The 12,332-nt window shown below is 71.4% G+C and carries 11 protein-coding genes; 3 read left to right on the top strand and 8 right to left on the bottom strand.

Annotated features, from left to right (window positions below):
* Nucleotides 1-94 precede the first annotated feature (94 nt).
* On the top strand, nt 95-1,345 hold the full coding sequence (locus G4D85_RS31195) for a hybrid sensor histidine kinase/response regulator (protein ID WP_240359592.1): 1,251 nt from the start codon (nt 95-97) through the stop codon (nt 1,343-1,345).
* 12 nt (nt 1,346-1,357) lie between these two features.
* Here G4D85_RS31195 and G4D85_RS31190 read toward each other — a convergent pair whose 3' ends face one another.
* Both G4D85_RS31190 and G4D85_RS31185 read right to left on the bottom strand, forming a co-directional pair.
* The gene (locus G4D85_RS31190) at nt 1,358-1,642 is read right to left on the bottom strand and encodes a hypothetical protein (RefSeq protein WP_164017674.1); all 285 of its coding nucleotides are present in this window, start codon (nt 1,640-1,642) and stop codon (nt 1,358-1,360) included.
* A gap of 172 nt (nt 1,643-1,814) precedes the next feature.
* The gene (locus tag G4D85_RS31185; RefSeq protein ID WP_164017673.1) at nt 1,815-2,702 is read right to left on the bottom strand and encodes a hypothetical protein; all 888 of its coding nucleotides are present in this window, start codon (nt 2,700-2,702) and stop codon (nt 1,815-1,817) included.
* A gap of 145 nt (nt 2,703-2,847) precedes the next feature.
* Between G4D85_RS31185 and G4D85_RS31180 the strand changes: the two genes are divergently transcribed.
* Both G4D85_RS31180 and G4D85_RS31175 read left to right on the top strand, forming a co-directional pair.
* Nucleotides 2,848-5,373: a TonB family protein gene (locus tag G4D85_RS31180; protein ID WP_164017672.1), complete on the top strand. Its 2,526-nt coding sequence runs from the start codon at nt 2,848-2,850 to the stop codon at nt 5,371-5,373.
* A complete protein-coding gene (locus G4D85_RS31175; RefSeq protein WP_164017671.1) occupies nt 5,370-6,197 on the top strand; it encodes a hypothetical protein in 828 nt (275 codons plus the stop codon). Before G4D85_RS31180 ends, G4D85_RS31175 begins: the two co-directional genes overlap by 4 nt.
* Here G4D85_RS31175 and G4D85_RS31170 read toward each other — a convergent pair.
* The 6 genes from G4D85_RS31170 to G4D85_RS31145 form a co-directional block, all read right to left on the bottom strand.
* Entirely contained in the window at nt 6,161-7,378 is a 1,218-nt protein-coding gene (locus G4D85_RS31170; RefSeq protein WP_164017670.1) for a cytochrome P450, read from the bottom strand. The two genes, G4D85_RS31175 and G4D85_RS31170, sit on opposite strands and share 37 nt — an antisense overlap.
* A gap of 44 nt (nt 7,379-7,422) precedes the next feature.
* Nucleotides 7,423-8,010 (bottom strand): TetR/AcrR family transcriptional regulator, encoded by a 588-nt coding sequence (locus tag G4D85_RS31165; protein WP_164017669.1) that lies wholly within the window; start codon nt 8,008-8,010, stop codon nt 7,423-7,425.
* A 196-nt stretch (nt 8,011-8,206) separates the two neighbouring features.
* Nucleotides 8,207-8,542: a c-type cytochrome gene (locus tag G4D85_RS31160; RefSeq protein ID WP_164017668.1), complete on the bottom strand. Its 336-nt coding sequence runs from the start codon at nt 8,540-8,542 to the stop codon at nt 8,207-8,209.
* On the bottom strand, nt 8,539-10,017 hold the full coding sequence (locus tag G4D85_RS31155) for a PQQ-dependent sugar dehydrogenase (protein WP_164017667.1): 1,479 nt from the start codon (nt 10,015-10,017) through the stop codon (nt 8,539-8,541). The genes G4D85_RS31160 and G4D85_RS31155 overlap by 4 nt, the downstream gene beginning before the upstream one ends.
* Nucleotides 10,018-10,133: 116 nt before the next feature.
* On the bottom strand, nt 10,134-11,393 hold the full coding sequence (locus G4D85_RS31150) for an Ig-like domain-containing domain (protein WP_164017666.1): 1,260 nt from the start codon (nt 11,391-11,393) through the stop codon (nt 10,134-10,136).
* A 124-nt stretch (nt 11,394-11,517) separates the two neighbouring features.
* On the bottom strand, nt 11,518-12,273 hold the full coding sequence (locus G4D85_RS31145) for a putative metal-binding motif-containing protein (protein WP_164017665.1): 756 nt from the start codon (nt 12,271-12,273) through the stop codon (nt 11,518-11,520).
* Nucleotides 12,274-12,332 lie beyond the last annotated feature (59 nt).

Raw genomic sequence — 12,332 nt, 5'->3', positions numbered from 1 at the left:
TTGAGAATGGGTGCTTGTCAGCGGCCGGGCCAGTAGGGCCCCGGTCGGCTGCTCCCTCACGACGCGGCCTCGCTCCCGCAGACGGATTCGAAAGGTGCCTTCCTCCCTGTCCCAGCTGCCCGCTGTCCCTTCTGAAGACTCCATCGACGTGGTGCCGCCCCGAGCGCGCATCCTGCTGGTGGATGACGTCCCCGCCAACCTGCTGGCCCTGGAGGCCATCCTGGAGACGCTGGGGCAGGAGCTGGTGACAGCGCGCTCGGGAGAGGAGGCACTGAGGGAGCTGCTGCGCGGCGACTTCGCCTGCATCCTGATGGACGTGCAGATGCCGGGCCTGGACGGCCTGGAGACGGCCCGCCTCATCCGGGCTCGCGAGCGGACGAAGCACGTGCCCATCCTCTTCATCACCGCGCTCAGCCGCGAGGCGGCCTACGTCACCCGGGGCTACGCGCAGGGCGCGGTGGACTACCTCCTCAAGCCGGTGGACCCGGACATCCTGCGCGCCAAGGTGCAGGTGTTCGTGGATTTGTACCTGCGCGGCGAGGAGGTGAAGCGCCAGGCGCTGGAGCTGGCTGCCCGGCGGCGCGCCGAGGAAGAGCTGCAGCGCGCGGCGGAGCTGGGGCAGCAGCTGGTGGGCATCGTCGGCCACGACATCCGCACGCCGCTGTCCGTCATCCTCACCACGGCGAAGTCGCAGCTCGGCTCCGGCACGCTGGACGCTTCGCGGCGCAAGGCCTTCGAGCGCGTGGCCCGGGGCGGCGAGCGCATCCAGCAGATTGTGGACCTGCTGCTGGACTTCACCCGCGTCCGCCTGGGCGGAGGCATCTCCGTGGTGCCCCTGGCGGGGGACCTGAATGAGCTGTGCAACCGGGTGGCGGACGAGCTGCACGTGACGCGCCCGGGCCGGGCCATCCGGTGCGACTTCGCGCGCGACTGCCTGCATGGCACCTGGGATTTGGAGCGGATGGCGCAGGTGCTGGCCAACCTGCTGGACAACGCGCTGAAGCACAGCGCGGAGGGCACGCCCGTCCGCCTGTCCACCTGGGAGCGGGGCGACGGCGTCTTCATCGAGGTCCACAACGAGGGCGCGCCCATTCCCCCGGAGCTGCTGCCGCACCTGTTCGACCCGTTCCGTCGAGGCGAGACCTCCGAAGCCACCGCGCGCGAGAGCCTGGGGCTGGGCCTCTACATCGCGCACAGCATCGTCCAGGCCCACCGGGGCACGCTCAGCGTGCGCTCCACCGAGAGGGAGGGGACGGCGTTCCGCGTCTGCCTGCCCCGTCACTCGGGCGTGCGGCAGGTCGGCCCCTGCGAGCAGGCCGACGAGACGCTGCCGCTGACGGCCTGAGCCGCGTCCTGGCTACCGGGGCTCCTCGTCGTCCTCGGGAGCCTGCTGCTCCAGGCGCTGGACGGTGAGGGCCCTGAGCGAGGTGTCGACGGAGAAGAAGATGCGGGTGGCGCCCACGTTCGCGATGAAGCCATCGTCCTCGCGGGTCATCCGCGTCAGGAGCGCCTCCGGGGGTTCCTGCTCGAGCACCATGACGAGGTTCTCCAGGTGCGTCTCGACGTGCAGTCGCATGTCCTCGGGAAGGCGCTTGAGCTGAAACTCGGCGGACTGAGCGATGAAGATTCGGCCACGACGCATGGGGGCAGGCCCGGGTTGGGAACAGTTCCAAGGTGGGCACTGAGATCCAGACAAGCCAGCCGCCGGGGTGGAGTCCGACCCGGGAGTGTTCAGCGGTGCACAGGGCGCGCGCGTGTACCGCTCCGGCCTGGCGGAGCCCACGGTTGTTCCCTGGCTCGTCGTTGGATCAGCCTCACCTCGCGACGGTGCACACGCCCCCGCCGTTGAGGTGTGCCTGGTCGACGATGCTCTGGGTGATGAACTCCTGGAGCGTCCGCACGTCATACGCGCCCGGCAGGTAGACGACGGGCTGGCCCTGGGCGTCGCGCAGCTCCTGGCCGTCACGGCCCTTCAGGTCGGTGAGTCGCTGCGAGGCGAGGCCCTCCGGGGTGATGACGCCGTCCGGACCGGCGGTGGCGGCGATGGCGTCGAAGCGCAGCTGCACGCCTTTGTGAGTGCCCAGCCGGTCATAGAACATGTGCTCGGCGTGGATGGTGACCTCGGCCTCCGCCACGGAGGACTCCGGCACCACGAGGCCCTGGGTGCCGTCCACGCCGTTGATGCAGTCCTTCATGCGCGCCTCCACGGGGAAGCCCATGCGGAAGGTGAGCACGCCCACGCCGGCCTTCACCGCGCGTCCCTCCACGAAGTAGCTGAAGCCGCGCTCCCGCATCATCGCCGCGTCCTCCGCTGACACCTGGCCGTCCGCCAGCTCAGTGTCCTCCCGGGGCGGGCTCAGCCGGAAGCCCACGTCCCAGCGGCCCGCGGGCAGGCCCTTCAGCTCCGTCAGGGGCAGGTCCCCCTTCTGCACGTCCACCAGCACGTGGCGCCCGCTCGTGTGGACCTCGCCGGCAGCGGAGGTGAGGGTGATGTCCCCCAGCGACACCAGGTACTTCGTGAACTGGATGGACCAGCCATCCTGGAAGAGCGTGTCCGGCAGCCCGCGCTGGGTGCCGTCACCGCCGCTCATCGTCACCTTCACGTCGCCGGTGGCCACGTTGTCACAGGCCGTGCCCACGAGCGCCCAGGCCACCAGCGCCGCGCACCACCCCATCCAGGACCGCTGCTGTCGGTTGTTCATGCAATCGCTAAGTAAATGCAACTATATTGCATGTCAATCCGGAGCCGGTGTATCCAGGGCGTGGATGCACTCAGGAGGCCGGGCCGCGTGGGTCCGGTCAGGTGTCTTCGGAGACCCGTAGCCGTCTGGAGCGAGGTCATCACCCGTGTGGATTCCGACTCTGGTGCTCTGCGTGCTGAGCGCCACGGCCGAAGTGCCTGTGACACCGCCCGTCCCGCTGGAGGCGCCGCCGCCGGTGCTGCCCGCGGGCGTCGCTCCTCCCGAGGTCCCCGCCACCGTCCTGCTGCGCGTCACCATCGACACGGCGGGAGAGGTGTCCCAGGTGGAGGTGCGGCAGACGGCGGGTGTGGCCTTCGACAGGGCCGCCATGGCCGCCGCCGTGCGCTGGCGGTTCCAGCCCGCGCGCCGGGGCACGGAGCCGATTGAGGTGCGGGCCGATGTTCCCGTCACCTTCGTGCCTCCGGTGCATGGACACCACCTGGAGGCCGTGGAGGCAGCGGAGCCGGAGGGGCGCGAGGCGCTCCCATCCGATGCGGGGACTCCGGCGGTGCAGCCGGATGCGGGAAGCCCCCCGGCCGCGCCGGCCTTCTCCACCACGGTGCGCGGCACCGCGAGCGCGCCGCCTCCGGTGGCGGCGGGGGACTTCCACATCCCGGTGGGGCAGCTCGCGGACGTGCCGCGCAACTCGGCGTCGGACCTGATGCTGCTGGCGCCCGGCGTCATGCTGGCCAACCACGGCGGCGAGGGCCACGCGGAGACCATCTTCATCCGCGGCTTCGACGCGGGCGAGGGGAAGGACGTGGAGCTGCGCCTCAACGGCGTGCCCCTCAACGAGGTCTCCCACGCCCACGGCCACGGCTACGCGGACACGTACTTCATCATCCCCGAGCTGGTGGAGGCGCTGCGCGTCACCGAAGGCCCGTATGACCCGTCGCAGGGAGACTTCGGCGTGGCGGGCACGGTGGAGTACCAGCTCGGCCTGGCGCGCCGGGGCCTCACCACCTCCGTCAGCGCCGGCAGTTTCGCCACGCGACGGCTGGCGCTGGTGTGGGGTCCTCCCGAGTCCAACGAGGCCACCTTCGTGGGACTGCTGCTGCGCCAGGGCCATGGCTTCGGTCCCAACCGCGCGCACGCCAACGCGGGCGCCATGGCGCAGGTGGAGCTGCGGCTGGGCGAGGAGACGCGGCTGCGCCTGTTCGGCACCAGCTACGCCTCGCGCTTCTCCTCGGCGGGCGTGGTGCGGGAGACGGACGTGGTGGACGCGCGGCTGCCGTGCGAGGCGGACGCGGACTCGCAGTTCTTCTGTCTCTACGACACGAACCAGGGCGGCGCGGGCCAGAAGCACATCCTCTCCGCCGAGCTCCAGTCCCGCCTGAAGCGCGGCGGCCGCTTCATGCAGCAGGGCTACGTCGTGCTCCGGCAGATGCGCATCCGCGACAACTTCACGGGCTTCCTGCTGGACACCCCTCCCGGTGAGGAGGCGCAGCGCGGCGACAACACCGAGGGCTACTACCAGGGCTCCACCGTGGGGCTGCGCGGGCGCTACACGCCGGGGCTCACCGTGCTCGGACAGCCGCAGCCGCTGGAGCTGGGCTACGTGGCCCGCTTCGACGACGTGCACACGCGCTCGCGGCGCCTGCGGGACAGCGGCGGCGCGCCCTACACCACCCTCTTCGACAACCAGGTGCGGACCACCCACCTGGGCGCCTATGCGTCGCTGCGCGTGGCTCCGCTGCCGTGGCTCACCCTGCGCGGCGGTGTGCGGCTGGACACCTTCCTCTTCGGCGTGGATGACCAGAATCGCCCCACGGTGGACCGGGACGGCACGCGCCTCCCCGAGGAGTCGCTGGAGGCGTATGGCTTCTTCGCCAGCCCGCGCGGCACCGTCGAGGTGCGGCTGTCCCCCCGGCTGAGCTGGCTCACCAGCGCCGGCCTGGGGGCGCGCTCCAGCGATGCGGCCGCGCTGTCCGACGCGGAGCTGGCGCCGTATGCGCGGGTTGCCTCGGGCGAGTCGGGACTGGGCTGGCGGCTGGAGGGCGAGGACCGCCCGTATGCCCTGGAGGCCCGTGGCGCCGTCTTCGCCACGCGCGTGTCGCAGGACTTTGTCTTCGACGAGAAGGCCGGCCGCAACCAGCCCATTGGCGCCTCGCAGCGGCTGGGCGCCTTCGTCACCGCGCGCGGCACGTGGCACGAGTGGGTGGACGTGCAGGCCTCGCTCGCCTGGGCCCGAGCCACGCTGCCCGTGCCGGGCGCGTCCGCGTGGAAGGTGTGGGACGGCACGGTGATGCCGTACATCCCCGCGCTCCTGGGCCGGCTGGATGCGTCCGTGCGCGGCACCGCCACCGTGGCCGGGGAGCAGCTGGGGTGGAACGTGGCGGTGGGGCACAGCGCCGTCGGGCCTCGCCCCCTGCCGCTGGACCGCTACAGCGAGTCCGTCTTCCTCTTCGACGTGGCCACGCGCGCGCGCTGGAAGGCGATGGAGGTGGGGCTCTCCGTGGAGAACCTGCTGGACACGCGCTGGAGGGAGACGGAGCTGAACTACGTCTCCAACTTCCGAGGGCCGGACGCCCCCGCTTCGCTGCTGGCGACGCGGCACTTCTCCGCCGGCGCGCCGCGCACCTTCACCGGCACGCTCACCCTGTACCTGGACCTCCAGGAGGACACGCCATGACGTCCCCGCTGCGCACCACCCGCCGCGCCTTCACGCTGATGCTGGGCACGGCGCTCTCGGGAGGCGTCGCCGCTTGCGGCTTGTCCGGCACCGGAGGCCGCGGCATCACCTTCCGCATGGGCCTGCGCACCGCGCTCGCGCCCGGTGAGACGGTGCCGGGCGAGTTCACCACCGACACCGGCTGGCGCGTGCGGTTGTCCTCGGGGCTGATGGTGCTGGGCCCCATCTACCTGTTCGAGAACGCGTCGCCCCTCCAGCCCCAGGCCGCCGTGCTGCGCCGCCTGGGGGAGTGGCTGCTGCCCTCAGCGCGAGCGCACGAGGGGGACTTCTTCTCCGGCGGCAAGGTGCTGGGCGAGTGGGACCGCGAGGTGGTGTTCGACCTGATGGCGGGAGGCGAGGTGCAGGTGCTGGGGCGCTCGCCGGGAATCGCCGGGCTGGCGCGCTCCTTCTCGCTGCTGCTCCAGCCTCCCTCGCGGGCGCTGGGCGCGGAAGGGGCGGCGCTGAACGGGCACTCGGTCCTGCTGGAGGGCACGGCCTTCCGTCAGGAGCAGCGCGTGCTCTTCCGCGTCGCGCTGGACTTCCCTCCGCCGCTGGAACTGCAGCGCGTGGACTTCGTGCCCATTGCCGCGGAGCTGGACGACGAGGGGCTGTTCGTCGTGGAGGTGCAGCCGCACCGCTGGTTCGAGGGCGCGCACTTCGACCGGCTGGAAGTGCCCCAGGGCGGAGTCCCCGTGGACGTGACGCAGGAGACGCAGGTGCACCGCGCCTTGTCCGTCAACGTGCGGCGCTACACCGCCTTCTCGGGAGCCTGGGAGCCGGCCTGAGGGTTTCGCCGGATGGGCTCGAAGCGCAGGGGCAGCCGCGCGGGGCCCAGCACGTTCAGCGCCTTGCGGGGCACCCACGGCTCGGTGCTCGCGAGCTGGATGCCTTTCAGGCGCTCCAGCAAATCCGCGAGGGCCACCCGGCCCTCCAGTCGCGACAGGGCCGCGCCCAGGCAGAAGTGGATGCCGTGCCCGAAGGCGATGTGCGGGTTCGGGTCCCGGGTGATGTCGAAGCGGTCCGCGTCCTGGAACTTCGTGGCGTCGCGATTCGCCGAGCCGACCATCACCAGCACCAGCTTCCCCGCGGGGATGACCTGGCCGTGCAGCTCCACGTCCACCTTCGTGGAGCGGAACACCATCTGTGCCGGCGTCCGGTAGCGCAGCACCTCCTCGATGGCGGAGGGCAACAGCCGGGGCTCCGCCCGGAGTCGCGCGAGCTGGTCCGGGTGTTCGAGCAGGCACAGGAGCGTGTTGTTGATGAGGTTGGTGGTCGTCTCCGTGCCGGCGGACAGGAGGAGCTGGAAGAAGCCCAGGAACTCGTTCGGGGTCAGCCGCTCACCGTCCACCTCGGCCTCCACCAGCCGGGTGAGCAGGTCATCCTTCGGTGCGCTCCGGCGCTGGGCCGCGAGGTCGTCGAAGTAGGCCCGCATCTCCTCCTTCACCACCGCGTTCTCGCTCATCGCATGGGCCGCCTCCTCGCCGCCGGAGATGGTGTAGCTGAGCGTCATGATGACCTCGGCCCAGTGCATGAAGCGCTGGCGGTCCTCGACGGGAATGCCGAGCAGCTCCGCAATCACCATCATCGGCAGCGGGGCCGAGTAGTCCGCGACCAGGTCCAGCTCCCCGCGCTCCAGCACGGGCTCCAGCAGCCCGCGTGACAGCTCGCGGACGCGCGGCTCCAGGCTCGCGATGGACCTGGGCGTGAAGGCCCGCATGACGATGGCGCGCAGCTTCGAGTGGCGCGGCGGGTCGGAGAAGACGAGCCAGTCGGGCGCCCTGCCCGTCGGTGTCTCCACGGCGGAGCTGAAGGACTCGTGGTCATTGAGCGCCCGCTTCACGCTGTCGTAGTCGAAGAGGAGCCACATGCCCGAGCCAGGCTCGTGGAGCACGGGGAAGTCGCTCCGTGCCTGGGCGAACAGGGGATACGGGTCCCGGCGCAGCTCGTCGGAGAGGAAGTCCAGCATGGCTCACGGCCTCCGTGGCTCTGGTTGGGGGAACGAAGTAGGCATCAGCCCTTGGTCGCGAAGGCGCGCAGCACGGCGTCGACGATGCCGCGGGTGAGCCGCTCGTCGACGGGGCCGCCGGTGATGAGGAAGCGGTAGAAGAGGGGACCGCCGAGCAGGTCGAGCGCGAGCTCGTAGTCGAGTCCCTTCTGGAGCTCGCCCCTCGTCACGCCGCGCTCCAGCACCTGCCGGAGCGCCTCGCGCCGCACTCCGACGAAGCCGGAGCGAATCGTTCGGGCGATGAGCTCACTCCGCGCCATGGCCGCGACGAAGCCGGACAGCAGGGCTCCCGTGGACGGGTCTCTGTACATGTCCAGCGCGTCGCGCATCATCCGCCGCAAGTCACCCGCGGTGGTGCCAGTGTCCGGGACGGGGATGGCGCGCATGATGCGCTCGATGGCCTCGGCCGCGAGCGTCTCCTTCGTCGACCAGCGGCGGTACACGGTCGCCTTGCCCACTCCGGCACGCGCGGCGATGGCGTCCATGGTGAGCGCGTCGTAGCCCACCTCACGGAGGAGCTGGATGGCGGCGTCCAGGATGGCGCCATGTGCCTCCTCGCTCCGCGGACGGCCGGGGCGGCGGCCCTCATTCACTTCCGGAGCCGGGACGGGTGAGGCCTCCGGCGAGGGTACGCGGGTCCGGGCGGGGCGCCTGGATACGAGACGACGTCGTTCCATAACTCCACCCTAAGGGGCAGGATTACGGAACGCAATCGTATCGAAATCGGCTGGCTGGTGGGCAGCCGCCGGCTGTTCAGGAGTGCGCGTTGGGGAGGGAGCGGGGGGCCGCTCAGTCCTTCTCCTCCTGCAGCTCGTTCAGGTACGCGACGATGGCGTCCACCTGCGTGTCGTTGAGCATCTCATCGGTGAAGGCGGGCATGGCGCCCACGCCCTGGCGAATCTGCGTGCGCATGGCCAGGGCCGGCAGGGGCTTGTTGTTGATGCTCGGCCCCAGCCCTCCGGCGCCGCCCGGGTGGCACTGGTTGCAGTGGCGCATGAAGAGGACGCGGCCCTCCTGCTCCTGCTCGGTGAACTGGCGTGGCGCACCGAAGGCGGGTCCCCGTCTCGCGGGGCCGCAGGCGGCCAGGGCCAGCACGGCGAGCGCGGCCAGCACGGTGGCCCTCATGGCTTCGCCTCCGGCGCCGCGCGGGTGATGCGCCACAGCACGCCCGTCTTCTCGAAGGGAATGATGACGCCCTTCGCCTTCACCAGCATGACCCCGAAGTCCACGATGTAGAGCGCCTTGCCGCTCGGGTCGAAGCGCGCGTCGATGGGGCGCTCCAGGCCCGCCTTGCCCAGCCTGGAGGCCGGGCCTCCGCTGCCCTTGTCCTTGTTGGCGACGAAGTCCTCGATGACGCCGTTGGACACGTCCACCCGCACCACCTTGTAGCCCACGGGCGCCATCGTCTCGCCGGTGTCCGGGGACTGGTCGCCGAACTGCGCGACGAAGGCCTCGCCCACGTGGCCGAAGTCCGGGCCGCGCGAGAAGTCCAGGCGGTTGGAGGACGAGTGCACGCCGAACACCGCCACCGGCTGGGGCGGCGTGCCCGGAGGCTGCTGGAGGACGCGCTTCGGGACTTCGCCGCCGGGCACCTTGAACCACTCCTGGTCCACCGGCTTGCCGCCCGCGAAGTCGGGGAAGCCGTACCACGCGCCCTGTTCCACCTCCCACAGGTAGTCCGCGGCGCCGAAGAGCGGCCGACTGCCGCGCACGTCATGGCCGTTCTCCGTGACGTACAGCCGGCCGTTGGGCGCGAAGGCGAGGCCGAACGGGTTGCGGAACCCCCACGCCACCAGCTCCGGCGCGGTGGAGCCCGGGACGAGCCGGAACACGGCGCCGCCGCACGGCATGGCGCCCTTGATGACCTGGCCCGGCTTCGTCTCCGTGCCGAAGGGAACGAAGGCGCCCGTCTGGACCCGCGCCGTGTTCGGGGCGAGCGCGTTGTCGCTGGGGTAGTTGACGCCCGCGAGGGTGATGTCTCGGCAGGGCACGTCATGGAAGGCCGGGTTGCGCTTGAGCCAGCCCAGGCTGGCGTTGTCCGGGCCCACCACGCCCGAGTTCGTCGCCGTGCCCACGCTGAAGTAGAGCGCACCATCCGGCCCCACGGCGGGGCCGTTGGTGTGGTGGTCCCCCAGGCTGGGCAGGTTGGAGACGAGCGGCGTCGTGCGGCCGTCCGGGGTGATGCGGACGATGCGGCCACCGCCCTGCACGCCGCCCTCGGCCACGTAGAAGGCGCCCTGGTGCCAGGTGACGCCCGTCCAGGGCGGGTGCTCGCCCTTGGCGACTTCCGTGAGGCGGCCGTCCGGCTCCACTCGTACCAGGCGGGACTGGGCGAAGTCCTCGCCGTAGCTGTAGCCGGACTCGGTGACGTGGGGCGTGCCGTTGTCGTCGAAGGCCACGCCGGTGGGGTAGCTGAGGCCCGTGGCCACGACTTCGACGCGGTAGCCCTCCGGCACGGCGACGTCCGCCGGGTCCACGCGCCGGGGCGGCTTGAAGTCCGTCGAGCCGCCACCTCCGCCCGCGAAGAGGTGGAAGCAGCCGGGGAGCAGCAGCAGCGCGCACGCCGCCAGCAGCGGGCGCGCGGAGGGCAGGATTCGCATACGCGGCGGGGGGCTCGGGTGGGGTGCGGTGAGGCACCCGACGCTAGGAGCCGCCCCTCCCCGGGTCCAACAAAAGGCGAGGACTCCGGTTGCCTGGGCGACAGACGGCCCGGACCTCAGTACCGCTCGAAGACGAAGGTGAAGCTCTGGTGCGAGGTCGGCCCGAATCCCAGCCGCAGGAAGCGGTCGCCCGCGAGCGCGCTGAACTTCAGCACGTGGGTGATGTGGGGGGCGCAGACCGGGGCGGCGGGCTCCAGGGTGGACGCCACGAGCGTGTCGCCTTCGGTCGTGTCGCGCACCTCCACCGGGACGGGCTGGCTCAGGAAGAGCGCGGCCGTCTGGGTCCGGTCCGGGTCGGTAATCACCTCCGTGTAGCCCTGGAAGGACGCGCCGGCCGCCGGCAGCGTCAGGAGGTAGAAGGCGTGGCCGGAGTCCGTCGCGGGGTTGACGCCCATCGGCGAGGCGCCCGCGGTGACGGCCTCCGCCGTGTTGAGCAGCGCATGGGCGCAGGCATGCTCGACGTCGGGGGCACGACGGCCGGTGGTGAAGTCCAGCTTCCCGTTCCCCAGCCCGGCATGCGCCGTGTCCACGGGCTGTCCCGTGGCGCTCCGCAGCCCGGTGACGTCCAGCGTGTACCGGGTCTCCTGCTCCAGCGGCGGCAGGTCCGACTCCGGGCGGAGGATGGCCACCGTCAGCGTCAGGCCGTCCGTGGACCAGGTGCCCGCCAGCGTGCGCGGCGCGGTGGCCGGCGTCGTCACGTCCACGAGCGTCACCTGGGACAGCGACGTGTCCATCGGCTCGCTGAAGGTGAGGGTGACCCCCTTGCGCGGCTCGACGAGCGTGTCGTTCTTGTAGAGCTCGACGGGCAGGACGTCGGTGGCGCCCTCGGCCGGCTGGGACGTCGTGACGTGGGGCCTGACGGCTGCCGTCCCATGCACGGTGAAGTGGAAGGTGAGCGGCGAGGCGAGCGCGTTGCCGGCCAGGTCCTCGAAGTCCGCCTGCACGGTGACCTCGACGCGTGCTCCCGGGGGCAGGGGCTCCGCGGGGTGCACCCTGAAGACGCGCTGCTCCTCGAGCCATTCTCTCGGGCCCAGCGTTCGCTGCGCGCCGTCCACGGCCACGCGCACGGTGCCCCGGTCGGACTTCATCGGCTCGCTGAAGCGCACGGTGAAGACGGTGTCGGCGGCCACGTGGGCTGCGTCCGCGGCCGGCGTGGTGCCCGTCACGGTGGGCGCCGCCGTGTCTCCGGCGTCGGGCGTGCCCGCGTCCGTCAGTGTGCCCGCGTCCTGGGTGTCGGAGGGGTCATCATTGTCGCAGCCTGTCAGGGCAAGGGCGGCGCAGGTGGCGAGCAGGGCGGTGGCGTGGGAGAGGCGCATCGTCGACGGGTCCTTCGGAAGTCGCGGGAGTGGGCCGGCCGGTGAAGGTCGGGTGAGGGGGGCGCGGTGCCGGGGCACCCTCGCGTGAGGGAGGGCGCCCCGGCGGGAGGACTTCAGGCTCGGGTCAGCAGGTCACGCCGTCGCAGTTGTCATCCACGCCGTTGCCGCAGATCTCCGCGGCGTCCGGGTTGATGCTGGCGTTGCTGTCGTTGCAGTCCCAGCGGCGGGACACGTAGTTGGCCGGCGGCTCGCAGGCGGTGAGGATGGAGCCGGCGTTGGCGCCGTGGGTGTCGCTGTCCGCGTCCGGGTACCAGCGAACGCGGTTGTCGTTCAGGTACTCGGCGATGAGTCCCACCTGGTTCCCGCTGGCGGGCCCCATGGCCAGGATGTACGTGGCGCCCACGCTCAGGTCGTAGGTCACCGCCTTGACCAGGGAGCAGGTGGACGCGGTGAGCACCTCATTGATGCCCGGCGTCACGGTGGCGCCGCCGGAGGTGAGCACCGTGAAGGACACGCTCTGCGCGAGGTAGAAGGTGATGGGCTCGGAGGTGGAGCCCGTGGAGTAGGCCGTGGGGACGTACGTCACCGAGCCCTCCGCGCCGGCAGGCAGCGTCACCGTGTAGTGCTTGTGCGCGGTGTTGACGCCCGGCGCGCTGGTGGTGCGCGTGGCGCTGGCCGCCACGTTGATGTTGTCACCGGCGTTGGCGGCGTGGAGGCACGCATGGGACGTCATGTTGGTGGCGTCCACCGACGTGCAGCCCGCGGGCAGCTCCTGCTCCTGCTGGACCAGGGCCTCCGTCCCGCTCTCGTCCACGGGGCCGCAGGCCGCCAGCGCCAGGCCGAAGAACGCGCTCACGACGCTTCGCTTCGTCATCTTCATGTGGGGATTCCTTTCAATGCCGCCTTCCCGCGCGGCGGCAGCATTGATTGATCAACAGT

Source organism: Pyxidicoccus trucidator (assembly GCF_010894435.1).
In the GTDB taxonomy this organism is placed as follows: domain Bacteria; phylum Myxococcota; class Myxococcia; order Myxococcales; family Myxococcaceae; genus Myxococcus; species Myxococcus trucidator.
Note: the sequence above shows the minus strand (reverse complement) of the source record. Positions and strands in the feature narration are given on the sequence as shown.